Genomic DNA, 24,994 nt, shown 5'->3' on the forward strand with positions numbered 1-24,994 from the left:
ATGTCTGTGCCCTCATACCAGGGGGTATTCCCATCGGTTGCGCTCCTCGAAGGCGTTCGAGACCCCACCCATTCTGGGGCGACAGACTGTCTCGAGCAATGGCTCAGTTTCTTCTCGTCAGTGACTAAACGTCCCATCCGGCGCAGGAACAAGTCCGGTACGGATCTCGAGGTCGTCGAGCATGCCGGTGTACTGCATCCGGACGGCGGGATCGAACTGCATCTCCTCGATATCGATCCCGTCGCGTTCGAAGGCGTCCTCGGCCTGATCGCGCAGCTCCCGGAGCGTGGCGGTCAGTGCTTCAGCGACGGCGTCGGCGTTGCTCAGGTCCGGCTGAATCATCAGATCCAGCGAGTGGTCGTACCGGTAGGCGTAATCGGCCGTCACACAGCCGAAGGCCGAGAACGCAGCTGCCCAATCCGGAATGAGGACGTCCTGGAAGTCGAGGTTCTTCGTATAGCCCGCCGCGTGGAGCGGACCACCGCCACCGTAGCTGACGAGTTGGTAGTTCTCCGGCGAGTAGCCCAGCCCCAGGATCATTGCGTTCAGTTCGTTTGTCATGTCCCGCTTGACGATATCGAGCACGCCGCGGGCAGTTTCGTACGGGTCTTGATCGAGCGGTCCGGCGACCTTCTCTTCGATGTACTCCTCGGCCCGATCGACGTCGAGCTCGAGATCGACACCAGTGAGCTACAGGAGAAAGCAGAGGAGATTCAGCGCCAGAAACAGCAAGTGCACAGCGGTTACAGCAGGCACAGGGCCAGCAGGAAGAACCCATCCAGGGCATGTTCCGATAGAGTACTACTCTATTTGGGGAAGCGGTGTTAGAAAAACAGATTCGAGTTAGCCCGTTCTCAGACGAAGGGTAGCCCCGTACTCAGGTTAAAATGGAGAGATAGTCCTCAGCGAGACCGATAGTGATAGAGTGACTGGCAGTAACTACATATGTCAGCCACGTCCATCTTGACAATCGATGATCTGTGCTGGGACAGTATTGGATTGACAGTTCCACGTCGTGGAACTCGGTACTGGGATTCATTACTGTCTCATGCGACGTATCGTCTATGGAGTTCGTCACCACGGAAACGGTTCCTGGTCGGGAAATCGAAGAGGCGCTTGGTATCGCACGAGGGAACACTGTGAAAGCACGGAACGTTGGTAGGGATATTACGCAGAGCATCCGCAATATCACTGGCGGTGAGTTGAAAGCCTATTCCGAACTGCTAACCGACGCGCGTGATGAGGCTCTCGAGCGCATGGCTGATGATGCCCGGTCGATGGATGCCGACGCTGTGGTCAATGTCCGTCTCGAGAGTTCTCAGATTGCAAACGGTGGCTCCGAAGTGATCGCATACGGCACGGCCGTGCGACTCCGATAACTCTCGCTGCCACCATCGGCGGTACGATGATCGCTAGGTGACGTCATCTATGGTCGAACGGACTGACCCAGCTAGAACCGGCGTCAAAGCTGGCCGTGTCGTCGGGCTGCTAACGGCCGTGTTTGCGGTTATCAGTCTGATACGGGTCCAGGGCTCGTACTATGAGAACGTCGCGACGGTATTCACGCTGCTCGGAATTGAGTCCCAGTTCTCGGTAACGGTGCTGTTCTGGGGAAACGTCCTTCTCACAGCTTCTGCGCGCTACGTTATCGGGTATGTTGTCGGCTCGCTTATCGGTGTCCTGTATGACTGGCTTGACCGCCCATCTCTACTGATTTTGATCGGAATCGTATTCGTCGTTGGTGCCGTCGACGGGCTTCTTGCAGCCATCGATACACGTAGTATCGGCATCGGATGTGCGTACGCCATAGCCTGGCTCTGTTACGTCCCGGTCTTCGCCTGGTTATTCGAGGATGATGCCGGTACTGTGGAGAAAGGCCCGCTCCGACTAGGGGATCTCTGATCGCATTGTGGCCGTGGTGCGAGAGCGTTCCAGAGAGTGCTCTCGTTACGACCACTGGGCCGAGCGGCATCACGAAAGAACTAGAGAGGAACGGTTTTAGCGAACAGTGCTCCATTCAGTTTCGGAATCGCTGGATCACGACAAGTCCGCCAGCGACGGCTGCGACGCCGCCAATGACGAGTGGGAGAACTTCCCCATCTGGATTACTCCATGTCCAGTCAAGGAACACGGTTCCGATGATGGCGATGACCATGACAAGGACGCCGAGTACGGTTCCAATCGAACTGCCTCGGTGGAAGACCATACACAACCTATACAGGGGCAGATAGTTAAATCGAATAACACAACTCCAGGACGTGGAACTGTGGTGTCGGCTTTACACCGAAAGGAGGATATCAATGGATCGTGATAATGAGGAGCTTCGGTCAATCGCGTCTCTCCTCGCAGATGAATGTACACAGACGATCCTCATCGAAACAGCTACTGAGCCAATGTCTGCTGAAGAATTAAGTGAGGTGTGTGAGGTGTCGCCCCAGACGATTTACCGTCGGTTAGATGATCTTTCCGAACATGATCTGATTGAGGAGGACCTGCAGCCAGATGCTGACGGGCACCACTACAAAGTCTATACTGCAACCCTTGATCGTGTTGTTGTTGATCTCACGACAGACGGATTTGAACTCAGTCTCTCACGCCGGGATCGGATGGCCGATCGGTTCACCCAGTTTGTTAACGAGGTGCGGGATCGATGATGCTCTTCCAGGTCAACCCTGCTCTCCAGACACAGATCGCGTTCGCCTTGACCCTGATATCAACTCTCCTTGGCTTGCTCGTCGGATATATTGCGCTGAGAGGCTACTGGCGGAGTCGGAAACGGCCGATGATGTTTATTGCGATCGGCTTTTTCCTCGTCTTCTGGACGCCTGTCTTGCTGCTCGCTGGCCCAGTACTTGTACCAGTAGTCGGCCAATTTATCTACGGAATGCTTGGAGAGATCAGCCGCATACTGGGTCTCATCTGTATTCTGTATGGGTTGCGAATACCGTTCACGCAATCCGACTAACGAAGAACGCGTCTCGTTATCGCCAGTACATCTCAGGCAGTAGTGGCAGCAGTGCTATGGGCCGTTTTCCTCAAATTCGATCGAATCCGGGTGGACCGTGATGTAGAGGTAGTGGTCCGGTGAAGGAAGATTCCATTCGTAGCTCTCTGACAGGCCGTCCTCGGTTTCAGCCTCAAACCGATACTGTGTTGCCGACTCGAACACGTCGTTGTACTTGGTGGCCTCTGATGCGGCGATATCCGTCGTATCTGAGAGGGGTTCCGTCTCCTCTGTGAGATTTGTGACTGTGGTCGTTACTGTGATTGTAGAATCGGTGTTATTGAATACGGTAACTTCTCCTGGATTGCCGCCGAAGAGTCCAGAAAGGGCTGAACAACCGGCGGTAAGCGGCAGTCCCATCACGGCAACGCCACGGCAGATTGCACGGCGAGAGATCGTTTGGGAAGAGTCTGAACGAGGTCCAGTTGACTGATTGTCCGATAAGGTACGTCTCATACTCGGATATAAGCCAGCAGTAAAAAAACAGTAGGACCCGAGTTCCATTGGCTGGAACTGTGTTACTCGCTTCAAGTCGTGATGTGTGTTGTTTCCGATACCATTCTGCAGATAGAGAGAAGACTATGATTGGCGAGAGATGTACTCTTACACTCCCTTAATCGTGTGGATCTGTTGAAATGATATTCTTCAGACACATTCCCGTCTGTAATGGTTGGTCACTGAAGAGTGCGAATCTATCGGCAGAATGGGTTCACGGTTAGCATTCGATGTCGGCGACCTGCGCCAACTGCGGTCGCTCGTCGCTTGGATGTGAGTACCAGAAATGGAATTGGAGACAGTAGTTCTCGTCGAGGTCATCAACACCTAAGATATCGACGCTCCCTGCGAAATCCTCGACGACTCCGTGTAACGCGACCGGGGAGACGTCTTCGTCCGGAGCTATCGTCAATAGCTCGTTGACGCCCGCGTCGACACGATGTGAGTCCCAGTCTAGCATGCCGGCTTCGGTTTCGAGCGCGAGGTGGAACGTCCGCGCTCCGCCGTCCGCATTCCGGAGTTCGACACTCACCTCCCTGAGGGATCCGCTAGACGTGAACGGAGTGATACAGCCGGAGAACCCGGTCAACACGGCGGTCGCAGCGAGGAGGGCGTGGCGGCGTTGCACATATCCGACTACTTTCGGCCGTAGTAAGTATGTTATCTGTACTGAGCGATTCTTGAGTCCCTGTATTGATCTCTCAGAGTGATCGGTCTACATTATGAGTGAGACATGCGATGGTGAGCTCACGGAACTGCTTCCACCAGCGTCGTGACCGGACAAACGCACCGTACTTCCGCTTGAGTGTTGAGTTGACAGTCTCGGATTGACTCCGCTGGCCGTCGAGGTCAGCGTCTAAGCGCGCGTTCCATGCCTTGTGGAACGATGTGAATTCACGATGCTTCATCAGTGGCCGAACCTCGTATTGACGGGCAAGCCGTCTGATCTTCTGGTCGTCGTAGCCCTTGTCACTGGGCAGAATGTCAATATTCTCGGGATTGCGCTTGATCAACGACGGAGCGATCTGGCTATCGTGTTTTCGTGTCGTCGTCACGTGTAAATCGAGACTCGCGTTTACTTTCGCATCGACCAACAACGTCACTTTGAGTTGCTGAATCGTAAGCTCAGCGCGTTTCGTGTAGTGTTTCGAAGCGTGACTGCGGTCGAATCCTGACGAATCAACACCAACAACTCCGCTTGTCGGAAGTAGCGTCGCTGAGAGGGTCAATATAACACGCCACACAGCCATATCAAGCCGGTTGAACGCCTTACAGAGTGTTGAAGGCGCAGGAAGTTCGGTAAGCCAAGGGTTCGACGGACGCGTGGCACCTCGATCAGTTCGTCAAGCAGACCACGATAGGTCGTGTTCTTCCGCACTTTGAGACAGATCAGAACAACGTGTTGCGGAAGTGTATAGCGGTGTTTGGAGAACTTTGAGGAGTATCGAGAGACCGTTCGGCGTGCCAGATGGATCGCTTTCTCAGTAAACCGGAGGATCTGTGACTTTGGGAGGGCCTTCATGCCGTGGAATTACAGGCCAAATATGTGACTCTCTGAGGATTTCAACAAAGCCAGATTATGAGAAGACACTGGACACGATGGGGTGTGGACACTGGATTAGGACTCGAGACACACCCCGTCCATAGCAGCCCGGCGGTGACTGTCGAGATCGGCGGCTCCTCGAGTACGATACGATAGGAGAACCAGCTAGATTCTCCTACTATGGGCTTTCAAGAACCTGCACATCGGACTGCGTCACGCAGAGACGGAACTCACCAACCGAGAATGTGACTTCGAGATCAGCACCTGCTGAGTCGACGAGTTGCTCGAGCGCTTCGACATCGATCACTCGGTGCAGTTGGTACTCGTCACGACCGAGTCCCTGTTCTTCGAGCGCAGTGACGAGCTCGAGGAGTAGATTTCGATCACTCATCATCCATCACCCCGTCGATGACATCAATGATCTCGGCAGCTGTCGAACTGATCCGTTCGAACCGGTCGCGAACGACCTCCGGATCGTCCGACTCCCAGGCTGCGAGGTAGAACGCAGAGCCGCTCGTGTCGAGACCGCAGTACTGGCCCACGACGTACGCGACGGCCTCAGCCTCGACTTCCCGCTTCGACCGCTCAGTGTTGTCGTCGACGTCGAAGTGGAGCAAGGCGTGCGCGTACTCGTGAATCAGCGTCCGTGCGAGATCGGCATCGTTCTCCCGATCACGAACCTCGACAAGCGGCTGCGCATCAAAGAGACTCAGCTGCTCACAGACACCCTTCGCCTCCCCGTGCGTCCACTCTTCGTCTGGAACTATCTGAACCGTCACGCCGAGTTTGTCAGCGGTCTCAGTCAGCTGAGCGACGAGGTCGCCGGCATCACCAGTCGCTTCCGTCTCGAGGTCAGGGAGCGGCTCGCCCTCGGTCTGAGATATGTCGAACACTGGGGTGGGCTTGAACCCAACGAGGCCTTTCGACCACTTTTTGGGCGGCGTCTCGTCGTAGTCACAGTTGCTGTCCTCGTGGTAGCTCGGCGAGTTCTCGCACTCCGGGCACTGCGTCGTGATGATCGGTGCCCAGATCCAGATGGCCGACTCGCCCTCCTTCACGTGGCGGTCGAACTCCTCCTGCCACGTCCGGTAGCCCGCCACCCGGCTCGCCTCGGGACACTGCCGCTTGATGAGGAGCGTATTCCGATAGGAGTAGTCGTGGAAGCGACTCTGGATGTCGAGCCACTCTTGGAACTCTGCGCTGGCCTGCGCGTCATCGACGCCGGCGACGAGGTCGTCGATCCACTGTTCGATGGTACTGTTCATCTCGTCGGATCGCGTGTCGGTCTGATTGAAGGAGACCGACGGGTCACTGGTCGTTGCCATTGTGCTCACCGAATCGAGTTCACGGCGACTGCGCCAGTTCAGGATACGCCGCACCCCTCAGGGGCGTACAAAAAACCGAGATCTCGGTTACTGGAGTTCGTGGGGTTCGTCAGCGAAGCCGACTGTGACGAGGTACTTGAGGAACTCGTCGAACCGCCCGACGTCGCTAGGCGTGTCGGTCGCAAGGTGACGCGCCCATTCGATAGCCCACCGGAAGGCGGGATCCGTTCCGCCCTTGCCGTGAATGTGCCACCAGCGAGCAGCTTTCAGCACGACCAGCGGATTCGTTGGTGGATGCTCGCCGGCAAGCCCACGGGTGATGGACTTGATTTCGTCGGGGACGTCAGCGGGATCGATGTCCTCTGATTGCGTGTTATCGATATCAACCGGGATGTCGTCGATTGAGACGTTGTCGGCACTCTGTTGTTGACTCACAGGAAGTCACCTCTGGACGAGGACCCTCGATGGAGCCCTCGCCCTCTCTGGGGGCGCAAAAAACATGGGACTACATACTGTTAACCAACAATAGGTGAACCAACTCGCATATTGTTGGTTAAGAGCGGACCTTACTCTTCATTTTCACGCAACTCTTCCGCCTTCCACTTGAGCCGTCGCAGAATTTGCGTCCGGTTCTGGTGTGCGTTCTCGTAGGCAACGCACTCCTGGAGCGTCTCCATATCTGGAATCGTCGCGACACCAGCCTCGATCAATCGGTGATTCGGTGCTTCGAGACGCTGCTTCGGTGTAAGACCACCTGATTCTCCAGATTGATCTGACGAGTCATTCACTGGTGTTCGCCTCCGCGTTCTCAAGGCGACGACAAACAGCACCTGCTCACTCTCTGTCCGGCTGATCTTCGGCGACGGTTACTTACTTCCGAATATGCCCTAATTCGCCCTCAATGATCTGCTCGAGACGGTCGATGACTTCGTCGTAGTCCCGGAGATACGACAGCCGAGCGGGTGGACCGTCGTCCGTCTCGATGACCACTGTTCCGTATCCTCCGATTCGAGCATCGAGCCCGCGCTCGAGGGACACTCCCGTCATATCCTCGTATGCGAGTCGCCAGACCGGTTCCTCGAGCCAGTGATCGTGACAGACCAGTTGCTCGTCGTAGAACTCGTACACCAGAGTCGCGTGTCGTGGTAATATAAACACCAATACGGGCACCACAGCGAACACCAGTGCAGTAGTGAACGAGATAAGTGGAAGAATCAGTTGAACATCCAATACGAGGGTAAATAGTGCGAAGATAAGGAAGAAGATGGCACCACCAGTATGAGAAATTAATAGCCCGTGAATCGGGCTAACTCCGAGAATCCGCCAGATACTCGGACGGGCCGTTGCTTGCGGCTGCGTAGTCGGTCGCTCCACACGAGGTAGTGTAGTGGCCGTCACGCCAACAGCCTGGAAGTCTAACCCACCACCGGTCTGATCTTCGAACGGGTTCACGTCGTGGTCGGTCACCTCGAACCGGTTTCGGTCACGACACCGGAACAACAATGTCATCGCGATTTTTCCGGCAACGAGTACGTATGCCAGTCCGGAACCGGTGATATCCCCATCTCGAAGCCACAATAAGACAACGACAAGAGTAACGCCTACGCCGGTCCTGAACCACGATTGAAACGCTTGCCTCGCTGGGGCTCGATCGTACTGTTGCTTGTCAAAGTATATCTTTGCGGTCAAGAAATGTGTCCCCGCTAGGATGCCAGCGATGACTGCAACGCTCTCGACCGTCTCGTGTGATGAATAGTAGACTGAAGATGACGGAACGAACAGCGCGAGCCCCGAAATGCAAAAAGCGGATAGAAACCCTAACTGAGCACCAATAACTGACGCGTTTCGAACGCAGCCTGTGAGAGGCCCAATACTGAGTGTTCCATGTCGGCTCTTGAGCAACGGCTTGGAACGTGGCTGTGGCAACGGGATGTCTACAAGTCGGGCCGGAAACGTTTTTGCAATACTGACAATGGTGCCGATCACGGCCTCAATCCAGTAGACAACCAGTAGCTCGGTCACTCCCCACTGGAAACCTACGAACCCGATCAGCGGAAGGAGATTTGCGATCATAATAGCGTACACCACCCGCAAGGGAAATGCGAAAAAGCTGTTTGCTTCTTCAGAATTCATACTAAACGTAATATAGTGGTATTTTCACATATTCATCTCTTCTGGGTAATAGATGATAAATCTATCAACAAAGATTAGCCTCGGAACATGTTTTTTCCAGTGCTACCTCTACTTTGTCATGTTGCACGAGCATATCTGATAAAACGTTAAAGAACACCGAACAGGTAAGACCTCCAACAGGACCCCCAAGAGCGGTACAGCCCATTGTCGCTGCTGTTCCGACCCCTTCACTAAGAGCTACTGTTCCGAAAGTTATACAACAACTGCAGGTAGTGACTTCCCCTTGTTGGTTGAATTCATTAAGAGCAGTTACGAATGGGCTAGGGGCAGCCAATGCCTTATTTAGTGCCATCGCGCCTTTCTTAGAAAAGCCTTGGAATTTACCGGCTTCATACGCCCAGTCATTGAGAGCTCCGTACCCAGACAAGCTAACTTGTACTCCGCTGTTCGCGATATCCACAGCGACATCAACACCGTCGTCGATCATCTCTTTCACTTGATCCGGAATGAGCCAATCCGGAATATCAATGAGGCCGTTGGTGTTAACGGCTAGATCACCTACTTTCTGCGTATTTGCCTCCTGAGTGACAGACTGCGGTGACAGCTGATCCGTATCATATTCCACAGCGGCACTTTCGAATTCTGCAGATCCTGAGGTCGTAGCCGTTCCAAGACTTTTGGTATCGAGTTGTTCTACTTGTACCCCCTCTGGAACGTTGTTTTCCGTTCGGAGCCGTTTGATGATCTGGCCTTCCACTACTTCTCCAGTGGATGTGTTCTTTGCGATCTTTGCTGATACGATATCTTCTCCATCGACATCTGCGAGATCGAATTTAGCCCCAATGAACAGAGTTCTTTGTGCCGGATCAGCAGAGTTGCTACCTCTACTTATGCGAAAAGCCGTTATCCCGGCCGAATCGTATCGAATCCGGCCACTCGTCGATTCCGCCCGTCTGGCGACCGCTTCGAACTCCGGTTCTCGCTCTAGCTCGGCAGCCAAGTGAAGCTTCTTGGCACGTTCGGCCGCCTCGGCCGTTACGTTTGGTTCCAAGTTAACCTCAATTCCTTCAGGGCCTTGCTGATCCTCAGGTTCCATTCGGATATTCGTTATCTGAACGTTCACTTCGGATTTATTGAGAGCTTCCGATGTAGCTGATAATTCTTTTGTGGACCCGTTAGAGGTAACAATTGTGACTGACAGTTCCTCATCGGCCAAGGAGATACATGCTACGGTGTCGTCTTTCGGGTTGTTCTTAACAAGTCCGACATCAGGAACGACAACGAATTGGAAAGCGCCGCTGTACGAATAGGTAGTAGTCTGGGACGTTGCGGTCGCTTGAGCCATCCCGTAGTCGGTACGATCGACAACTTCACCGCCGGATTCAGTAGCGACGTCCCATCCCAGATGCAGGTAGTAATCATGCGCACTCCCAAGTGACTCGACCCTTGCACGACTGGGCTTAACCGAAGGGAGTGGGCGATCGGGATCGATTTCGGTACCGTTCTTGACGACGACTACCTCTGAACCATCCGTTTGGCTCCCAGTATCGAGATAGGTGAGTTCGCCAGCGTACGTGATCGCATGGAATGACCATCCATGTGTACTGTGAACCGTGCCAGTGACGCGCCGGTCGCTGGGCCGTTCTGATGTCTCAGACTCGACCTCCACACGCCCGGTCGCCGAAATATCATAGTCCACAGTCCCACCGGTAGCAATCACAAGCGTGTTGTGTGGGAACGTCTCGTAATCAAATGCTTCTCCATCAACCCTAACAGTAGCATCACCGGCAATATCGAAAGCAGTGAACTCACCGGTGAATGAGAATTCATGTGTCTCGTTCTCCAGCGTAGCTGAGCCGGTCCCGTTGCTGATGGTCTCGGACGGTGCATCATTCGCCGACAAGAGCCCGGTCACAGTGAATTCATACTCAACTTTACCAGAAGATTCGATTACGAGTGATCGCAACGACGTGTTATCAATAGTGCTAGGGGTTGCACTGGCATTACCGAATACCTGAGCCTCAGCAAGCGAGGAAATCGATGGTAATGCAGCGACTCCCGCGCTGGTAGCACCTATTGATTTGAGAACATTCCGTCGTTTCACACCTTTTTCTGGCTTTTTCTTCTGCATGTACCATGGGATTAAATATTAGATATAAAATGTTTTTCGATTTAAAATACAATTTGAAAATAATGTCATAAAATAGCATATATGGATATATCAAGTGGTAAGTACTGCTATGTTCGAACCGAATTCACGTTCGTGATTTTGATGGGGTGCAAGTGACCGGCTGGCTTACCAACCAGGCAACGCCGGAGGACTGTACGGACATCGAGCCGGTCGTGCTGCTGGCCGTCAGTGCTCTTGAGATCATTACTGGTTGCCCCGCTGGCAACCGCTCCGATCGCTGCTGAAGAAATTCAGGGCTACGAGTGGGTCAACGAAGAACTGTGTATTAGCTCGGGGAACAACGTCCTCGATGCAGCTCATGCCCCTGGTCTTCGGCATGACCTTCGAGCACTTCGATGAGTGCCTCGCTTCGGTCTTCTTGACTCATATTCAGGCTGATCCCATCCGGGAGCTCGCGTCAGTGTCGACGTCGTCGTTCTCGTACGCTGCTCGCCACATCGCATGGACGGCACGAGTGACGAGTGACACCTCGGTCACGTCGATACAGGACGGCTCGGCGGCCGTCGTAGCGGCCTTAGACGGGGGATGGAAATGGATCTCCGAGGAGTGTGTATTCGGGTGGCGATCGAAGCGCCAGTTGACGTCGTCGCTATCGACGTAGTGAAACGAATACATTCCCAGTTCGCTCCACTGGATATCGAGCCGAGCGTTCTCGGCGTCGCCGAGCCCATCACTGAGACTGATCTGCAGTTCCGTGGGAGCGACGACGTCATCGTACGAGGTTGCGTCGACTAACGGCTCAAGCTCGAGCCAGAGATCACGAATTCGTTGGAGCGCCGGGAGATAGATCGGCCCAAATTCGCCGGCACGGTCGTCCTCGCTCATACGGCAAGCTGGTGGCTGGCCTCGTCGTAGGCGAGTGCCGCCTGGGCGACGGCGAGATTCTGCCGTGTCGTTCGCCACGTGGTGAGGTCGTCCCAGCCCTCCGTCTCGTCGGCGTCGAGTTGCTGACTGAGCTCTTCAGGCGACACCACGTCGTAACGGTCCTCATAGCGCCGGATCTCGGCCTTCATGTCCTTGATGCCCTCAAGCAACTCCGGCCGATCGGCTTCCTCACGAAGCTCGCGGATCCGGGACATCAAAACTCGGTCGCTGTTTCGCTTGTACAGCGTCGTTTGGCCCTCTTGTTCCGTCTCGGCAAACCCGGTGTTTACAAGCGCCTTGCAGTGTCGACGTGCCGTCGGTTCGCTCACGAGGGCGCGGTCGGCGATATCGGCTGCCGACTGCCCATCGTGGGTCTGTTCGACGATTTCGTACACCCGCTCGAACGGCGTGGTGTCTTCTTTCCAGTCCGCTTTGACCTGCTCGTTGACGTCGTCCCACGTCTCGGTCATACTGGGTGCTACGCGATCGAGGAACAAATAGTTTCCTGAGAAAAATATCTAACGGTAGCGATTGTACAGGAGTGTTGTCGGGCTACCTGCTCCGCTAACGTCTCGAGATGCATCCGGACCGTAGTTGACGTGGCGTTTCCGGACTCGGAAACATCACTTTGTGTCACCCGCTGCCCCCGTTCCTACCCCGCCTTTAAGGCCACAGTCTTCGCAGACCGTTTCGACCGCGTTCGTCGTGACTCATCCGTCGCATTTGGGGCATTGGTTCGGACTCGAATCTGCTTGCACATCCTCGTCGAAGCCAGTTTCGTAGATGTCTCTAGTTGTCATCGTTCTCACCGTGGTCAGGGACCCCATTAGTTCGGCGAGTTCCTCACCTCTTGAGGAGACAATAGACTCTATAGGGGATCCTCGCCGGGGTCAGACCGTTTTTCAAGGTCGTGGCTGCGTGCGCAGCGAAGCGAGCACGGAGCGGAGGGTGGGATGGCGGGGTTTGGGTCGGTCCGGCACACACCAAAAAAGAAGGCTGCTCCGACTGGCTATTCTTCCCACCACCGACCGCGTTCGGGGAACATAACGGTGCTCCAGCCGGTTAGAGCGACTGAGACGCGCCCATTGTACCAGTTCTTCGCCGCCCCGTGAATGCGAACGCGTTCACCCTCTTCGATCTAGGGTTGGTCACTCGCGACCCACGACGTCAGCTTCGTTTTCCCACTATCGTCCTCAATGAGTCCGACTTGTTGAATGCTCGGCGAGTCGCTCTCCCACAGGGTCGTCACGCGACCGTCGATACTCACCTCCTTGCGATCGACGTCCTCGAGCTTCCCGATGGGAACAACCTGTCCCGGCGCCGTCTGCAACTCCTCGAACACCCGCACGACCGCACTCGTCACGTCCGTGCCGTCGACGATTGCTTCGGCCAGCCGTCGACTGATCGCCGCACGCGACCAGCCATCTAACTGCGTCGCGAGTCGGTCCGCTTCCACGTTTACTGTCGCCAGTTCATCTAGTACAAAGAATATACCCCATTAGTCATCGAAAGAGAACTATGATGAGAGACGAGTATACAAGGCGGACAATCCTAGGATATCTCGCAGGGGGCACGTTCGCCGGAATCAGTGGCTGTCTGGAGGTGTTCTCGGAGAACGGAACCAGTCCCAAATCCGAAGGCGAGAACTGGAAGACTGTCTCACCAAAGCCGTTCACCGAGGTTTCCAAACCCCGCTCTCCAGTAGCCACACTCGGCAGCTCCGACCGATCGGAATCGTTCGGGCAGGAGGTCGCTACGACGGGTGATACTGTCTTTGTCGGCGTGCCCCAAGCTGCTCCCGATGGCGTCAAAAAAGCCGGAATCGTGGCCGTCTTTGAACGATCGGGGACTGGATGGGAGCAGACAGCGACGCTGACTGGTCGGAAACACAAACGCGACTATTTCGGCGGACAGATCGCAGCCAGCGGGTCGACGCTGCTGGTCGGCAACGAGTACAACTATTCGGGGACGTCGCGAATTCCCGTGTCGGTGTTCGAGCGATCGAACGGTGACGGCTGGCAACTGACGACGGAGCTAACCGAGGGCGTCTACATCGAATCAATGGCGGTGGCCGATGATACGGCTGTCCTGCGGACAGCAGACAGCGACGGGCTCGTAGATGTCTTCGAGCGCGAAAGCAGGGAATGGAGGCGGCGACAGACGCTGTCTGATACTAGTCGGGATGACGGACGGATCGTCAGATCAATCGCGACTGATGGCAAGACGATACTGGTCGGAGCGCCACCGAAGTCAGGACCGAAGCGTCGACGCACGGGATCGGGCGTCGTTCACGTCTTCAGCCGATCGAGCGGTACCTGGAGTCATCGGACGACTCTCTCCGGAGCGACAGGGAAGGATCACTTCGGCTGGTCGGTCTCGGTGGTCAATGGGAAGGCATTGATCGGCGATTATATCAACGATACAGCGTACGTGTTCGGCCTCTCAGATGAACAATGGTCTCGCGAGCAGATGTACACTGCAACCAGTGGTGGCTCACATCAGTATTTCGGTAACACAGTCGCAATAGATGGCGATACGTTGCTCGTCGGCGCACCGCATGCTCAGTTCGGCGACTCGGTCGGTGCGGTTTACAACCTCGATCAGCCGTCTAGTACAAACGAATCGCGAGGAATATATTTCACAGCGCCCGATACGACCGAGCAGTTCGGCGACGCGATAGCGACCAGGAACGGAACGACGATCGTCGCAGGCAGAGATTCCGAGGAGAGTTTTGTCTATATTTACGAGTAGTGACTTGCGGTCGCTCTCAGAACGCGAATCCTCTGAATTCAGCAAACGCTGACACTATGTTCGAAAAGCGAGTGTTAGAGAATCGATATCTACTCTAGGTACTCAGAGCATCCGTCTTGGTCGTCTTCCGACAGCTGGCCTCGTTGAGGCAAGCCGCCAAGGGAAAACAAAGCAGATTCGACTGTCGGACGCAAAGGCGCTCGTCGTATACGGACTCCTCGTCCACCTCGGGAACGGTGTCTATGATATCACCCGTAAGGGGGAGCAGTACCTTACCGGTGAGCTCGATGCTCGCAACCTCGAGGCCGAATGAATTCAGCTGGCGACAACCTCGGCCGGCGGATAAGGCGATTCTGCTGGCGTGACCACTCACAATCGTTGCGCGTCCGAACATACTCGGCCCAGCGCTTGATCATGGCACGCCGTCGCTCCGTGTTCCGGCGTTGATCGTCCTCAAACTCCTGTGAGTTCAGCATCGTAGTCTTCAACTCCAAGCTCTTTGGCGTACGTTTCGAGCTGCTCGGTGTTAAATTGTTTCTCAAAAGACAAATACAGTCCTTTCCACCCAGATACGTCTGTAACGTTCGATTGGGGCTTACTCGAGGAGATCTCGCAACTGAGCGACGTAGGGGCTGTTTTCCCAACTCCGATGTGGACTAATCGTTGTCAACAACTTCCGGGCTTCGTCGCTGGTCATATAGCCGTTCCGAGCATAGTCGCAGATGAGCCGCGGTGTCGGGACGATACGCGGCCCTTTGAGCACAGCGTGAATCAGTGGGAAGTTCGTGCCGCCAAATTCGTCGGTGAGAAACCCGTCGACGTCGAGCGCGTTCGCGAGGACGATGCCATCAGTTTCGCCGTCATCGAGGCCGAACGTCGGTCGCGCGTCTGGGGTGTCGTCGTGCGCATACGGATCTTCGACCGTGTAGTGGCCACGGGCCGCGAGGACGTTACTCGCGGCTGCGGCGTGGATGTCCTGATACTGCGTGATGTCGCGGAGTTCTGCGACTACTTCTGGAGGGACGAACACGTCACAGGAGGTGAGCAGGTATTGGTACGGGTCGGGAACATCGGTACCGATGGCTGCATCTGCACGGGGCACTGCGAGACTGACGAGCGCACTCGTATCGGCGACGACTGTTCGCAGTCGTGGACCGCTCATCGATCGTCGTCGACCGTCGTCACATCCCCATCGTAGACGTCGACGTCATCGGGGGTGCCGAGATCGAGTGGTTCGCCCTCGAGATCCGCTTTGAGGAGGCGGAGCCGCTGGGCGGTCTCGGCGCCGACCAACTGCTTGACCGTCTCGAACTCGAGTTGACCGTCGTAGTACTTCGTCGCGACCAGCTCCTGGAACGTCTCACTGTCGGCCGTATCTTCGATGTACTCGCGAATAGCCTCGACAAGCAGATCCGTCCGATCTTTGTCGAAGAGCTCCGCGATCGCGTCCAGCCGGTCGACGAGATACTCCGGCGACTGGAAGTGAACCCGTCGCGGATCGTCGCTTGCACTCATCCTATGTGCAAGTTCTGCACATAGGCCCATAACGGTTTCGGGGATTGCACAGAGCTTGCCCCATCAACATTCTGGCGACAGGAATCAATCTCGCTAGACTCGGTTGTTGCGCTGTGCGTTGAGTTCTTCGAGGAACTGGCTGGCTGCCGTCCCGATACGAATGCCATCTACGTTGCGCATCTCGAGGTCGTGCGTGGCAGTCCGAAAGGGGTAGTGGTCGACGAGGATTCGATGGATAACGGTTCGGACGGGCTCGGTCCCGTACCTGTCGACGACAGTAGTCATCATCTCGTCGAGATGCGCGTCCCGGTGCTCTGTCCGGGGATGCTGTGCGCGTTCGAGGATGAGTTCGACTACATCGTCAACTGATGCGTGCTCGGGATTCTTGGTTCGTTCACGAACGTCGTAGAGAGCGTCGCTATCGGCCATTTCTGTTCACTTCGAGGTATCCTTCTCGGTGTCAGGGATCCTTGAGCAATGAGCGAGCTCGCTGCACATAACTGTTCGCGCCCCAGCTACGGGCGTCGCTGATCTCATCGAGGAGCAGCCGCGCATCGGCAGCTGATAGGTGTTCAGTTCGAACGAGAACCGAGAGCAGCGTCGGTGTCGTGACGAGTCGGGTATCAGCGAGTGAGGCATGGATCAAGCCAAGTTGGTTGAACTCGTCACAGAGGAAGAGTGCAGCATCGAGATCGTTCGCGAGCGTGACTGCCGCGTTTTCACCGTCGTCCAGCGGAAACTCGGCATCGAGGTCGATCGACTGTGTCTCGAATGACTCCGCTTGGTCGAGTGCGGCGGATGCGGCGTGTCCATGGACGTCATCGTACGAGGCAATCTCTTGGAGTTCATCGATGACTGCCGTTGGGACGACGACCTCGTACCGGGAGAGACAGAGTGTGAGTGGATCGGAGTCATCGTCAGTAACGATGCCGAGACTCACGAGGGCGGAAGCGTCTGCGATAAGCCGCGACATCTATGCGTCGGCGACCTCGTCGATGAAGTCCTCGTCCAACTGCTGTTTCAACACCCGGAGGCTTGCCGCCTCCTCGGCTCCGACGAGCGCTTTGAGCTGCTCGAAGGTGATCTCATCGTCGTAATAGGCGGCGGCGATCTCCTGGGTGAGTGCGTCGTCGTGAGCGGCGTCTTGGAGGTACTCCCGAAGCGCGGTCACGAGGACGTCTGTTCGGTCTTCCCCGAGGACTGCGGCCAGTGCGTCGGCCCGGTCGATGAGCCGATTGGGGGCCCGAAACTGCACGCGCTTCTTATCGGTGCTCATGATGTGTACATTGTGAGCCAACGCACTTAGCCGTTTTCGCGTGTACGATGTGAGCCTACCTCGGCTGAGCGCCACTTGTTCACGAGATTCTCCTCGAGGTCGCGCGTCCAGTACGTTGCAAGCCCGCCCGGACTACAGCGCTCGTACAGTTGCAACGGGCCTTTGAGAGACCCAAGTTCGACCCGGAATCGCGTGAGCGCTGCAAGCATGTCAACGACTAGTCCACAGCCGTCACAGGCGACGTGATCGCGTTCGTTGGGATCCGGTTCCGTCTGAATCGCGCAGTCGACGCAGATTGGGTGGGTGACCCGCTCGTCCTGTCCTCAGGTGTGGGCCTCGCCAGTCTCGGTACCGGGTAAGACATCGCAGAAGGCACAGCTGACGAGGGTTCGTTGCATCACTCACCCTCCGCGTCGGCGTCGCGGCCGGCCGTCCAGCCACGATGGAAGACGGCCAGCTGGGTCGATGAGTCGAACGCGGCGCCGCTCGGCTCGTGGACCAGAACTTGGTCTTCAGGAACCGAAGTGACGACGTCCGCGTCGACGAGGTCGTTGACCAGGTTCTGGGCTGCCGTGTCGTCGATGTCCGCCGTGTCGACGCCGGCGGCGTCGCGGTCCTGGGCGAGCAGTTCTTTTTCGAACTGTTCGTAGTTGCTATTCGTGTCGTCGTGAGGATCGGGACCAGGCATGGTGAGTCACGCAGCGCACGCCGTCGCGCGCTGCACGCCTCCCGGCGCTGACAAACAACTCATGGCGTACAGATTCGGCACCTCCTCGGAACGCCCATCCGCCAGGATACACTCACTCGAGGAGTCGGGCGGTAGGTGGGGGCGAGGGAGTGGATCCAGCCCCAGCGTTAACCAACACTGTGCCGACAGCGGTCGGGAATGTTGGTTAAATCTAGCCGCTACGGCGTTCGGAGATCTCGAACTGGCTTCACGACGAACGTGTCTGGCTCGCTGGCTGCTTCTTCATCTGACCGCTCCGCCGGTGTCGAGGCCGACCGCGTAAGCTGGGTGATGAGCTCGTCGCGAACGGTTCGGCGAGGGACGGTGGTCTCGTGCCAGCCCAGCCGGTCGTCGAAGTGCCGCTTCTGGAACTGCTCGCCGACGTCGTCGACGGCGACGTACTGCGTCCGCGCCGACCGCCCGACCTGCCGGGAGACGAAGACGGCGCCCACGGCCTCGTGCGTGAGCTCGACGAGAGCACACTCCACGAGGGCGACGACCGACGCGTGATCCCGGTTGATCGGGACCGTCACCTCGAGATCCGTCCACGGGGCCTCACCGTCGGGGTTGGTTCCTGCTTGATACGCTGATCGTGTCTCACTGAGTCGTTCCGAAGCCATCGTCCATCGGGGGCACGTGATGCGCCCTGCCACCCCTCGCGGGGCCGATGGACACCACCGAAACGCACCCGCTCAACCTATGCGTAAATCTGATACTTTCTTGACTTCAGTACCCCTGTGACGGCCCCTCGGCCTAAGAGAGCCGGCGGCCTTCGCACACTGCATATCGCCTCTTTCTTTGGACGAAAACCGCGATATGCAAGGCGAAATAACGCCCTCAAATCGCAGAAGAACCTCGTCGGGATGATTTGAGTCCGTAGAAAGTGCCTCGACGAGTTCCAGGATAATGCTGTGATCTCAAAAATTGCTCGACGGCGGGGTAACGAAGGCGATATCGGACGCTTCTGTGTTCTTGGTGGCCACTGCTTCACCCGTTCTGAGTCTCTCGAGGTACTCTGGCTCGGCATTTCGAATCGTGAAATACCCCGATTCCATCGATTCTGATCGTGTTACCCGCTGAAATTGCTCGACGAGGATTTAGATTGATCTGGCTCTGTGAAATACTTTGTATATGATACGCTCCAGCGGTTATGCTGAATACACAGCGCGAATGTCGCACGAGATTCGGCTCGATTTACGAAGATGGTGACCGCTCAGTACAGGGGATAAATTCAGCGACGAACGGATATCTCGTTCGACTTCGCTCGTCTCGTCTAACAATATCGAATTCCGAAACCTATTTGTGGAATTTAGGCTAGCCTAAAAATATGGCGCGTAATACTAACGAAGCAGACGCACCAACGCGACGTGACTACATGGAGTACGGCGGAGCAGTCGTCGGTAGTGGATTATTGGCGGGTTGTTTTGGGGACAACGGCTCTGAACCCACGGAGAATACGGCGGACACGACTTACACGGCGACGATGGAGCCGGTCGGGACACTCGAGTGCGAATCTGTCCCCCAGAGCTTCGTCGGCGGCTGGGGGGCCGCGGCCGACGTCATGACCGCCCTCGGGCAAGGGGAGAAGATTATCGCGGCTGAAGGCCCACAGTTCTGGTTCACCGGATTCTACGACAAGCTACCCGGTGTGTCCGTCCCTGATCCGGACTCACTCGACCGCGTCCTGACCGAAGACTGGGGTGTCCGAAAGGAACTCCTGTACGAACTCGACCCGGACCTGCTCGCTACTGACCCGAACCGCTACATCGCGTACTACGGCAGCGACAAGGACGAGGTTCAGGAGATCCATGACACTATTGCGCCGTTCTTCGGGAACGTGAGCCGCCGCAAGAGGGGTGACGGATGGCCGAACTGGCCGAACGGTGAGTCGTATCCCTACTACACGATTCCTGAGTTCGTCGAACGTTATGGTGAACTGTTTCAGGCGTCTGAGCGTGCTACAGCGCTCAACGAGTTCTATCGAACGGCCCAGAAGGAGATGCGCTCGCGGGTCCCGTCGGAGTCGGACAAGCCGACCGTCGCTGTCTTGAACGCACGGAACAACCCCGAGACTGCGGAAGGGTTCACCGTATACAACCCCGACACGGGGCTCGAGAAGACGTACGGGAAGAAGCAGTACCGTGACATGGAGATCGTTGACGCGTTCGACGGGCAGTACGACGGACAGTCGGGGATAACTATTGGGTATGAAGGGCTTCTAGAGGCAGACCCTGACATTATCATCCTCCACTTCGCCGTAAACTACCGTGACTGGGACGGGAAGGATGCCACGCAAGCGACTGTCGAGGAGCTACGAAGCAGTTCTCTGGGGCAGAAACTCACGGCCGTTCAGGAAGACAACGTCTTCATCGGAGGGACACCCTATCAGGGCCCAATTATCAACCTCTTCCAGACGGAGATGCTCGGCAAGCAACTCTACCCCGACGAGTTCGGTGAGTGGCCGGGTGATGTGACCGACGATCAACTCCCCGATATTCCAGCGGAGGAGCAGTTGTTCGACCGTGACGCGCTTGCTGAGATCATCACAGGGGACAACTGACCGCCAGACCGCTACGCGCGTATTTAGTATAACTCTTTGAAGAGATACGCTGATTGGTGGGAATCGCACCGGTCAATACGCATATCTACGGAACGGCTGATCCAGTAGATTGGGCATGAAACAAACGAGATTATCGTGCTGAACTTATCCTCTGTATTCAGCACGCTGTTTATATCTGATTTGAGGATTGCCACGAAACCCCTTCAGCTCAATACTCGAAAACTGAGGCAAAATCGGTCACTCAGAATTGCTCAGTAAGACCAGCGGACTCCTCCTCAACCTGCTCGTACATCTCATCAGGGAACGGGAGGCTTCCCCAGATCGAGTAGGGACACTGGTCTTGGCCGATACAGTAGCGCTGCAGATCATCGTTATCACAGTTCATCGGCAACGGCGTGTCGCCGTCTATCGTGTTCGAGAACTCGTAGCGGACTTGGTACTCGGTCTCCTGCTCGTCGTACCATGGCCACCGGGAGAAGACGTCCTCGAGGTCCGCGAGTGGCGGATGCACGGAGGTGTCTGCTCCACCAGCGTCGAGGTCCTCGAAGTCGTTTCGCGTCCACGTTGTAGCGGTCGCGGGCGGCCGTTTGAACGTAATATCTGTTCCATTGGCGACTTGGTGAGCGGCGGAACGATTCTCGCCGTATCGCTGGCGGTACTCCTCCTGGGAGATGTAGGTGTCCGCATCGTGTGACCACAGCGATGCAGACTCGTTTTCAGTGAGCCCGTTCCCCTCCGTGCCGGGCCGCGGTGGATCAGCTGCGACGATACCCGTTACTATGCTTGTCACGAGTACAGCGGCCACGAACACGGAGAGTTTTCGGTGGAACATGGGACTCACGATGGGGGGAGCAGAGTGACTACCAAGGGACGAGGTCGACACACTCCGCCAGCGGAAGGCTCATCATCGACCCGGCGACGGTGTACAGTGGGCCAAGAACGACGAGGATGACTGCGGACTTCATCGCCGAGCGCTTGTGACGTTTGAGTCCCCCTCTTCTGCTCCGGATTGAGGGTAAACATCTCGATAAGGGAGTCTGCCTGCCAGACGATGGCGAGGCCGACGATTCCCAGTGCAGTGGTTAGCTGAAAGAAGCCCTCGATCATACTGGGAAGGTTGTCCGCACTACAGACTGCGTTACTCTGTGCCGCGACAGGCTGTACGACAAACAGACTTAGGAGGACGATGGTGAATGCAGCCTGTTTTGGGATTCTACTGGTCCTCGATGGCTCCGTTTCGGTGCTAGGTTCGGGTTCGGAGGAGTTGATATCCTGGGACATAGCGAGTTACTCATCAGTGGCATCTCCAGCCGTAGGCTGGCGTTGCTGGTCCTCCACGAGCGACTGGAGATCGGCGAATCGATTAGTGTTTTCAGCGATCTCCTCGAGTGTGTAGCCCTGCTCACGGGCCCGCTCGAAGAGGTCACGAAGTTCATCAGGATCGACACCTCGAACGTCCATCTCCTCGCGGAGTGCGCGGCGATAGAGGGCAGAGGCGTTGATATGGTCGTTCCATATCAGGAACAAGTCATCGATCTCTTCGATAGTGACTGACCGTGTAATCATACATGCGAATCTGGATATGCACCGGCTCAGTCCCGGTACATACTGTCCCATCCATGAGATAGCAGATATATTTTTGATTAGACTAATATAAAATAATATAATAATGGTTACAATAGAACAAATTATACTGGCCTTTTAGATGGTAATTATTGAGCTGCGAGGAAACGAACATGTTAAAGTACCTGATTTTATGAGCGTTACATATGCTCCTCGCTCTTCAGATTAGTCTGGTACTTGCGTTTCTTTTCGTGACGCTGCCCACATACTGGGTACTTTCCCGCTTAGCGCTCCGAACATCTGCCCCGACCGTGTGGATTCGTCGGCTGTTGATCACTCTCGTTCCATTCGCTGGAGGCGCATATCTTCTATTCATGTTTGCTTCCGTCGACGACCTCGCTCGGGGTCTCGTCGCCACCCTCCTCTCAGGATTTGTTCCACGATCGGTGCGATCAATGGCCGCTGACGTTGCAGCACAGGTCACGCTCTTTTTCTTCACGGGCGGTGTGATACTGGCCGCATACGCTGTAGTTGTTCCCGCAATCCGAGACGCGAGAGAAATCGAGGTGTCGACGTGGACTGCCGTTCGTCGAATGGGCAGGTACATCGCCGTCTTAGCGGTCCTTTTGACTATCTTTTTCGTTCCGTTCGTCCGCGTTGTGACGGGTGAAGATCTGGGGTTGGCTCCACTGACACTCATACTAATCCTGCTTGTGCTTCCGTTCGTAAGCCCAGTTCTCCCGCGTCTCTTCCGATCAGTCCGTGACCCTGGGAAGAACGACCATGACAGGTTCGACTCCCTGTGTGAACGAGCCGGGCTCCAAATAGATGACATCTGGATACTCACCGATGCTGATGAGACGGTCGAGATCTATATTCGCGGACTGCCCGGGCGGCGATATCTGTATATTTCCGAGTTCGCATTGAAGAAATTCGATGACGAGACACTAGGTGCGCTACTGGCTGCGAATGCTGGTAGCATTAAGTATCACTACAGAGCGATCAAGACCTATCCGTTATTCACATTCCTTATCGCTGGCGTGGCGACGCTCGCGTGGGGATCTCCACTGGGGTATACAGTCTTGATCGCACTTGCACTGCTGTTACCACTACCGATACTGTGGGCTGCGCGACGAGCGGTTCATCGCGCGGACGACTATGCGGCCGCTCAAGTCGGATATGAAACAGTTGCGGACGCATTGGAGGAGATGGCGACCGAACAGAATCTCGATATGCCATCGAAAGGGATGACGACGATTGTAAAGAGTCGCCCACCGTTACAAGAGCGAATCAACCGACTCCGGGACGGAAATCGACTTCGGTAACTCCAGTTTCGGACCTGTCGACGGTCACTAAGCGATGACTAAACCAGCACTACCAATATCTTCCCAACAAACACCCAGTCTACCGATGGTCCCCGATTTTAATCCGAGAGGTAGTCCGCAGCACTTCTCTACTCTCGTTTTCTCTTCAGACGATTGGCAGCGAAGACATATCGGTGTGATTACTATGAATGGGGGTGTACAGCCGAGAACGAGATGGTAAACCGGGTTCCCTACCACCACGAACTGGACAAGCAGTTCTCGGTGGACTTTGTCAGCCCTGAGCTGGAGGACGTAGGGGAGCGCATTGTCGGTTACGAAAGCCACAAATCGGTCAAGGTCGAGTCCTTCGAGTTGGACCGAACCGTCTACGTCGTCTATACAATGTCCGGAGCGAGCGGGGCCGCAGACGATATCGACTACGACCTCGTCGAATATATCGACTCAATGGAGCCAGCGAACGGCGTCATCGCGACCAGATTAGTCGACGTCTTCAACAGTATTCTTGAAGAGAACTACGAGGAGGAAGGGAAGCGAGTCCAGGCGTACAAGGACATCGCGGCCGAAGAGATCGAACCCGCGCTCAATCAGATCGACTGGAACGGAACAGCGGTCGAGGTGGCGGGTCGCCTGGTCTCGAACTTGATCCTTAAGCACGCGCTTCCCAACGCGAACCATCGAACGGCTATCGGGATGTGCCAGCTCTATCTCAGACGAGTGAATCCAGATTTCTCGATGCCAGAGACGGCGACACAGTTCGATGAGGCCGACGAGTATGATTGGATGGAGTGGGTCAACGACTACATCAACGAGTCAAAGAGACTACTGACAGTTCGACGAAAAGGTGGCCGGTTCAAGTATCTCGAGGAGTTCGGATGCGACGTGCTCGTGCGAAAGCACGATATCGAGATCGCGCTCGAGGAGTACGAGCTAGATCTGCAGCGAAGTGAGCGGTGGAGACGGTACGCAGAACGGCACGAAGAGTTGTGGATCGAATTTATTGAGGAGGCCGTTCGACGTGCGGGAATGACCGAGTTGCTCGATACTGGCGGACTCACAAAGCACGAATTCGCGGACGAACTCAAAGAGCTCGAGTGAGAATTAGTCCTGAAGACGAGCGACGGTCCGGCCGGCCTCTTCCACTTCTTCGCTCCGGCTCATTCCGAGACGTTCCTCTAATTCTCGGATGTTGTCCTCTAGGGTCATATCTCTAGGTCGCTCACTAGGAGGCATAAATCCACCGGTGAAAACAGGGTCTGAAATAGCAGAAAGGACGGGTGTGTTGGAGAGTCAATTTTCGGACGAATTTTCACCAAACCACAGGATTCAGATCCTTCGTTATAGAGACTGCAAGGTGAATACACCCGACTTTAGGCGGGTGATGAAACCGATAGGGTGTTGACTTTCACCAATAGTTACACGGCTGAGTTTCCATTACATACTTTCAAGTACGAAGAACCGCTATACAGTGGTAATTGATTATGACAATTAATTTATAGATGAGTGAAATCTCGAGAGATACCCAGCCTTGTTCTCTCGCCATCAGAACTCGCGGAGTTCTGGTTGGCTCGAAAATCGAGACACGGTTTTCGAACGCAACCAGACTGGGGGCGACGGAGGCGAACCTTGGGCGTGCGCTTGAAAAGTGAGACGCTGAACGTGAACGGAGATTCTCTCGCTCATCTGGTGCCAGAACGGGACTCCACACTGAATTCCACCGCTTTA

Annotated in this window: 30 protein-coding genes and 6 pseudogenes; 9 read left to right on the forward strand and 27 right to left on the reverse strand. The window is 55.7% G+C overall.

The features are described from left to right. Positions 1-117 precede the first annotated feature (117 nt). Positions 118-642, reverse strand: a complete 525-nt coding sequence (locus NDI89_RS23960) for a hydantoinase/oxoprolinase family protein (RefSeq protein WP_277524884.1) — start codon at positions 640-642, stop codon at positions 118-120. A gap of 422 nt (positions 643-1,064) precedes the next feature. Here NDI89_RS23960 and NDI89_RS22040 point away from each other — a divergent pair, with 422 nt between their 5' ends. Continuing rightward, the gene (locus NDI89_RS22040) at positions 1,065-1,379 is read left to right on the forward strand and encodes a YbjQ family protein (protein ID WP_277524797.1); all 315 of its coding nucleotides are present in this window, start codon (positions 1,065-1,067) and stop codon (positions 1,377-1,379) included. 49 nt (positions 1,380-1,428) lie between these two features. Then, complete coding sequence (locus NDI89_RS22045) at positions 1,429-1,902, forward strand: hypothetical protein (protein WP_277524798.1); 474 nt, start codon at positions 1,429-1,431, stop codon at positions 1,900-1,902. Positions 1,903-2,017: 115 nt separating this feature from the next. Here the strand turns inward: NDI89_RS22045 and NDI89_RS22050 are convergent, their stop codons facing one another. Continuing rightward, positions 2,018-2,206 (reverse strand): multidrug transporter, encoded by a 189-nt coding sequence (locus NDI89_RS22050; protein WP_277524799.1) that lies wholly within the window; start codon positions 2,204-2,206, stop codon positions 2,018-2,020. 94 nt (positions 2,207-2,300) lie between these two features. On the opposite strand from NDI89_RS22050, the gene NDI89_RS22055 reads away from it, so the two are divergent. Together NDI89_RS22055 and NDI89_RS22060 are read left to right on the forward strand one after the other, a co-directional pair. Further along, positions 2,301-2,654, forward strand: a complete 354-nt coding sequence (locus NDI89_RS22055) for an ArsR/SmtB family transcription factor (RefSeq protein WP_277524800.1) — start codon at positions 2,301-2,303, stop codon at positions 2,652-2,654. After that, positions 2,651-2,965, forward strand: a complete 315-nt coding sequence (locus tag NDI89_RS22060) for a DUF7521 family protein (protein ID WP_277524801.1) — start codon at positions 2,651-2,653, stop codon at positions 2,963-2,965. The genes NDI89_RS22055 and NDI89_RS22060 overlap by 4 nt, the downstream gene beginning before the upstream one ends. 54 nt (positions 2,966-3,019) lie before the next feature. Here NDI89_RS22060 and NDI89_RS22065 read toward each other — a convergent pair whose 3' ends face one another. The 13 genes and pseudogenes from NDI89_RS22065 to NDI89_RS22125 form a co-directional block, all read right to left on the reverse strand. Continuing rightward, complete coding sequence (locus tag NDI89_RS22065; RefSeq protein ID WP_277524802.1) at positions 3,020-3,364, reverse strand: Ig-like domain-containing protein; 345 nt, start codon at positions 3,362-3,364, stop codon at positions 3,020-3,022. Positions 3,365-3,719: 355 nt separating this feature from the next. Beyond that, positions 3,720-4,127 carry a hypothetical protein gene (locus tag NDI89_RS22070; protein ID WP_277524803.1) on the reverse strand — a complete coding sequence of 136 codons (408 nt, stop codon included), beginning with the start codon at positions 4,125-4,127 and terminating at the stop codon, positions 3,720-3,722. Positions 4,128-4,200: 73 nt separating this feature from the next. After that, positions 4,201-5,021, reverse strand: a pseudogene (locus NDI89_RS22075) (IS5 family transposase). A gap of 199 nt (positions 5,022-5,220) precedes the next feature. Beyond that, positions 5,221-5,433: a HalOD1 output domain-containing protein gene (locus NDI89_RS22080; RefSeq protein ID WP_277524804.1), complete on the reverse strand. Its 213-nt coding sequence runs from the start codon at positions 5,431-5,433 to the stop codon at positions 5,221-5,223. Further along, the gene (locus tag NDI89_RS22085) at positions 5,426-6,367 is read right to left on the reverse strand and encodes an ArdC-like ssDNA-binding domain-containing protein (RefSeq protein WP_277524805.1); all 942 of its coding nucleotides are present in this window, start codon (positions 6,365-6,367) and stop codon (positions 5,426-5,428) included. Before NDI89_RS22085 ends, NDI89_RS22080 begins: the two co-directional genes overlap by 8 nt. An 87-nt stretch (positions 6,368-6,454) precedes the next feature. Further along, complete coding sequence (locus NDI89_RS22090; RefSeq protein WP_277524806.1) at positions 6,455-6,802, reverse strand: DUF8013 domain-containing protein; 348 nt, start codon at positions 6,800-6,802, stop codon at positions 6,455-6,457. 131 nt (positions 6,803-6,933) lie between these two features. Further along, the gene (locus NDI89_RS22095; protein WP_277524807.1) at positions 6,934-7,155 is read right to left on the reverse strand and encodes a DUF8129 domain-containing protein; all 222 of its coding nucleotides are present in this window, start codon (positions 7,153-7,155) and stop codon (positions 6,934-6,936) included. 82 nt (positions 7,156-7,237) lie between these two features. Further along, positions 7,238-8,500, reverse strand: a complete 1,263-nt coding sequence (locus tag NDI89_RS22100) for a DUF6498-containing protein (protein ID WP_277524808.1) — start codon at positions 8,498-8,500, stop codon at positions 7,238-7,240. A 64-nt stretch (positions 8,501-8,564) separates the two neighbouring features. Continuing rightward, positions 8,565-10,631 (reverse strand): hypothetical protein, encoded by a 2,067-nt coding sequence (locus NDI89_RS22105; RefSeq protein WP_277524809.1) that lies wholly within the window; start codon positions 10,629-10,631, stop codon positions 8,565-8,567. A 429-nt stretch (positions 10,632-11,060) separates the two neighbouring features. Continuing rightward, on the reverse strand, positions 11,061-11,516 hold the full coding sequence (locus NDI89_RS22110) for a toxin-antitoxin system TumE family protein (RefSeq protein ID WP_277524810.1): 456 nt from the start codon (positions 11,514-11,516) through the stop codon (positions 11,061-11,063). Continuing rightward, on the reverse strand, positions 11,513-12,025 hold the full coding sequence (locus tag NDI89_RS22115) for a winged helix-turn-helix domain-containing protein (protein WP_277524811.1): 513 nt from the start codon (positions 12,023-12,025) through the stop codon (positions 11,513-11,515). Before NDI89_RS22115 ends, NDI89_RS22110 begins: the two co-directional genes overlap by 4 nt. A 243-nt stretch (positions 12,026-12,268) precedes the next feature. After that, positions 12,269-12,382 (reverse strand): annotated as a pseudogene (locus NDI89_RS22120) (transcription initiation factor IIB family protein); the annotation flags it as partial. A gap of 182 nt (positions 12,383-12,564) precedes the next feature. Continuing rightward, positions 12,565-13,032: pseudogene (locus NDI89_RS22125) on the reverse strand (DNA-binding protein); the annotation flags it as partial. Positions 13,033-13,073: 41 nt separating this feature from the next. Between NDI89_RS22125 and NDI89_RS22130 the strand changes: the two are divergent. Both NDI89_RS22130 and NDI89_RS22135 read left to right on the forward strand, forming a co-directional pair. Next, a complete protein-coding gene (locus tag NDI89_RS22130; RefSeq protein ID WP_277524812.1) occupies positions 13,074-14,306 on the forward strand; it encodes an FG-GAP repeat protein in 1,233 nt (410 codons plus the stop codon). Positions 14,307-14,499: 193 nt separating this feature from the next. Next, positions 14,500-14,619, forward strand: a pseudogene (locus NDI89_RS22135) (MarR family transcriptional regulator); the annotation flags it as partial. On the opposite strand, the gene NDI89_RS24165 reads toward NDI89_RS22135, so the two are convergent. From NDI89_RS24165 to NDI89_RS22175, 9 genes and pseudogenes are all read right to left on the reverse strand, one after another. After that, complete coding sequence (locus NDI89_RS24165; RefSeq protein WP_486641870.1) at positions 14,579-14,782, reverse strand: DUF8150 family protein; 204 nt, start codon at positions 14,780-14,782, stop codon at positions 14,579-14,581. The pseudogene NDI89_RS22135 and the gene NDI89_RS24165 overlap by 41 nt on opposite strands. Before the next feature lie 119 nt (positions 14,783-14,901). After that, positions 14,902-15,468 carry a hypothetical protein gene (locus NDI89_RS22140; RefSeq protein ID WP_277524813.1) on the reverse strand — a complete coding sequence of 189 codons (567 nt, stop codon included), beginning with the start codon at positions 15,466-15,468 and terminating at the stop codon, positions 14,902-14,904. After that, positions 15,465-15,821, reverse strand: coding sequence for a ribbon-helix-helix domain-containing protein (locus NDI89_RS22145; RefSeq protein ID WP_277524814.1), 357 nt, complete (start codon positions 15,819-15,821; stop codon positions 15,465-15,467). The genes NDI89_RS22140 and NDI89_RS22145 overlap by 4 nt, the downstream gene beginning before the upstream one ends. 93 nt (positions 15,822-15,914) lie before the next feature. Continuing rightward, a complete protein-coding gene (locus NDI89_RS22150; protein WP_277524815.1) occupies positions 15,915-16,250 on the reverse strand; it encodes a DUF8158 family protein in 336 nt (111 codons plus the stop codon). Positions 16,251-16,281: 31 nt separating this feature from the next. Beyond that, positions 16,282-16,794 carry a PIN domain-containing protein gene (locus NDI89_RS22155; RefSeq protein ID WP_277524816.1) on the reverse strand — a complete coding sequence of 171 codons (513 nt, stop codon included), beginning with the start codon at positions 16,792-16,794 and terminating at the stop codon, positions 16,282-16,284. Next, positions 16,795-17,097, reverse strand: a complete 303-nt coding sequence (locus tag NDI89_RS22160; protein WP_277524817.1) for a hypothetical protein — start codon at positions 17,095-17,097, stop codon at positions 16,795-16,797. A gap of 26 nt (positions 17,098-17,123) precedes the next feature. Further along, positions 17,124-17,495: pseudogene (locus NDI89_RS22165) on the reverse strand (DUF7558 family protein). Next, the gene (locus NDI89_RS22170; protein ID WP_277524818.1) at positions 17,495-17,785 is read right to left on the reverse strand and encodes a DUF8069 family protein; all 291 of its coding nucleotides are present in this window, start codon (positions 17,783-17,785) and stop codon (positions 17,495-17,497) included. The pseudogene NDI89_RS22165 and the gene NDI89_RS22170 overlap by 1 nt, the downstream one beginning before the upstream one ends. Before the next feature lie 218 nt (positions 17,786-18,003). After that, entirely contained in the window at positions 18,004-18,444 is a 441-nt protein-coding gene (locus NDI89_RS22175) for a DUF8030 family protein (protein ID WP_277524819.1), read from the reverse strand. 755 nt (positions 18,445-19,199) lie between these two features. Between NDI89_RS22175 and NDI89_RS22180 the strand changes: the two genes are divergently transcribed. Beyond that, positions 19,200-20,384, forward strand: a complete 1,185-nt coding sequence (locus NDI89_RS22180) for an ABC transporter substrate-binding protein (RefSeq protein ID WP_277524820.1) — start codon at positions 19,200-19,202, stop codon at positions 20,382-20,384. Between the two features lie 241 nt (positions 20,385-20,625). Here NDI89_RS22180 and NDI89_RS22185 read toward each other — a convergent pair whose 3' ends face one another. The 3 genes and pseudogenes from NDI89_RS22185 to NDI89_RS22190 all read right to left on the reverse strand — a co-directional run bounded on the left by NDI89_RS22185 (position 20,626) and on the right by NDI89_RS22190 (position 21,950). Further along, positions 20,626-21,216 carry a primase-associated protein gene (locus tag NDI89_RS22185; RefSeq protein ID WP_277524821.1) on the reverse strand — a complete coding sequence of 197 codons (591 nt, stop codon included), beginning with the start codon at positions 21,214-21,216 and terminating at the stop codon, positions 20,626-20,628. 28 nt (positions 21,217-21,244) lie between these two features. Continuing rightward, a pseudogene (locus NDI89_RS23895) lies at positions 21,245-21,665 on the reverse strand (DUF7985 family protein). A 6-nt stretch (positions 21,666-21,671) separates the two neighbouring features. Then, complete coding sequence (locus NDI89_RS22190; protein WP_277524822.1) at positions 21,672-21,950, reverse strand: hypothetical protein; 279 nt, start codon at positions 21,948-21,950, stop codon at positions 21,672-21,674. 203 nt (positions 21,951-22,153) lie between these two features. Here NDI89_RS22190 and NDI89_RS22195 point away from each other — a divergent pair, with 203 nt between their 5' ends. After that, the gene (locus NDI89_RS22195; RefSeq protein ID WP_277524823.1) at positions 22,154-23,272 is read left to right on the forward strand and encodes a M48 family metalloprotease; all 1,119 of its coding nucleotides are present in this window, start codon (positions 22,154-22,156) and stop codon (positions 23,270-23,272) included. Positions 23,273-23,485: 213 nt separating this feature from the next. Next, a complete protein-coding gene (locus NDI89_RS22200) occupies positions 23,486-24,367 on the forward strand; it encodes a DUF8172 family protein (RefSeq protein WP_277524824.1) in 882 nt (293 codons plus the stop codon). Positions 24,368-24,994 lie beyond the last annotated feature (627 nt).

This window comes from Natrinema salsiterrestre (assembly GCF_029502005.1).
Lineage (GTDB): Archaea > Halobacteriota > Halobacteria > Halobacteriales > Natrialbaceae > Natrinema > Natrinema salsiterrestre.

Excerpts from the sequence above, each read along its gene's own strand:
- NDI89_RS22040 (WP_277524797.1), top strand. The coding sequence starts at position 1,065 with ATGGAGTTCGTCACCACGGAAACGGTTCCTGGTCGGGAAATCGAAGAG.
- NDI89_RS22045 (WP_277524798.1), top strand. The coding sequence starts at position 1,429 with ATGGTCGAACGGACTGACCCAGCTAGAACCGGCGTCAAAGCTGGCCGT.
- NDI89_RS22050 (WP_277524799.1), bottom strand. The coding sequence starts at position 2,206 with ATGGTCTTCCACCGAGGCAGTTCGATTGGAACCGTACTCGGCGTCCTT.
- NDI89_RS22055 (WP_277524800.1), top strand. The coding sequence starts at position 2,301 with ATGGATCGTGATAATGAGGAGCTTCGGTCAATCGCGTCTCTCCTCGCA.
- NDI89_RS22060 (WP_277524801.1), top strand. The coding sequence starts at position 2,651 with ATGATGCTCTTCCAGGTCAACCCTGCTCTCCAGACACAGATCGCGTTC.
- NDI89_RS22065 (WP_277524802.1), bottom strand. The coding sequence starts at position 3,364 with ATGGGACTGCCGCTTACCGCCGGTTGTTCAGCCCTTTCTGGACTCTTC.
- NDI89_RS22080 (WP_277524804.1), bottom strand. The coding sequence starts at position 5,433 with ATGAGTGATCGAAATCTACTCCTCGAGCTCGTCACTGCGCTCGAAGAA.
- NDI89_RS22085 (WP_277524805.1), bottom strand. The coding sequence starts at position 6,367 with ATGGCAACGACCAGTGACCCGTCGGTCTCCTTCAATCAGACCGACACG.
- NDI89_RS22100 (WP_277524808.1), bottom strand. The coding sequence starts at position 8,500 with ATGAATTCTGAAGAAGCAAACAGCTTTTTCGCATTTCCCTTGCGGGTG.
- NDI89_RS22105 (WP_277524809.1), bottom strand. The coding sequence starts at position 10,631 with ATGCAGAAGAAAAAGCCAGAAAAAGGTGTGAAACGACGGAATGTTCTC.
- NDI89_RS22110 (WP_277524810.1), bottom strand. The coding sequence starts at position 11,516 with ATGAGCGAGGACGACCGTGCCGGCGAATTTGGGCCGATCTATCTCCCG.
- NDI89_RS22115 (WP_277524811.1), bottom strand. The coding sequence starts at position 12,025 with ATGACCGAGACGTGGGACGACGTCAACGAGCAGGTCAAAGCGGACTGG.
- NDI89_RS22130 (WP_277524812.1), top strand. The coding sequence starts at position 13,074 with ATGATGAGAGACGAGTATACAAGGCGGACAATCCTAGGATATCTCGCA.
- NDI89_RS24165 (WP_486641870.1), bottom strand. The coding sequence starts at position 14,782 with ATGCTGAACTCACAGGAGTTTGAGGACGATCAACGCCGGAACACGGAG.
- NDI89_RS22140 (WP_277524813.1), bottom strand. The coding sequence starts at position 15,468 with ATGAGCGGTCCACGACTGCGAACAGTCGTCGCCGATACGAGTGCGCTC.
- NDI89_RS22145 (WP_277524814.1), bottom strand. The coding sequence starts at position 15,821 with ATGAGTGCAAGCGACGATCCGCGACGGGTTCACTTCCAGTCGCCGGAG.
- NDI89_RS22150 (WP_277524815.1), bottom strand. The coding sequence starts at position 16,250 with ATGGCCGATAGCGACGCTCTCTACGACGTTCGTGAACGAACCAAGAAT.
- NDI89_RS22155 (WP_277524816.1), bottom strand. The coding sequence starts at position 16,794 with ATGTCGCGGCTTATCGCAGACGCTTCCGCCCTCGTGAGTCTCGGCATC.
- NDI89_RS22160 (WP_277524817.1), bottom strand. The coding sequence starts at position 17,097 with ATGAGCACCGATAAGAAGCGCGTGCAGTTTCGGGCCCCCAATCGGCTC.
- NDI89_RS22170 (WP_277524818.1), bottom strand. The coding sequence starts at position 17,785 with ATGCCTGGTCCCGATCCTCACGACGACACGAATAGCAACTACGAACAG.
- NDI89_RS22175 (WP_277524819.1), bottom strand. The coding sequence starts at position 18,444 with ATGGCTTCGGAACGACTCAGTGAGACACGATCAGCGTATCAAGCAGGA.
- NDI89_RS22180 (WP_277524820.1), top strand. The coding sequence starts at position 19,200 with ATGGAGTACGGCGGAGCAGTCGTCGGTAGTGGATTATTGGCGGGTTGT.
- NDI89_RS22185 (WP_277524821.1), bottom strand. The coding sequence starts at position 21,216 with ATGTTCCACCGAAAACTCTCCGTGTTCGTGGCCGCTGTACTCGTGACA.
- NDI89_RS22190 (WP_277524822.1), bottom strand. The coding sequence starts at position 21,950 with ATGATTACACGGTCAGTCACTATCGAAGAGATCGATGACTTGTTCCTG.
- NDI89_RS22195 (WP_277524823.1), top strand. The coding sequence starts at position 22,154 with ATGCTCCTCGCTCTTCAGATTAGTCTGGTACTTGCGTTTCTTTTCGTG.
- NDI89_RS22200 (WP_277524824.1), top strand. The coding sequence starts at position 23,486 with ATGGTAAACCGGGTTCCCTACCACCACGAACTGGACAAGCAGTTCTCG.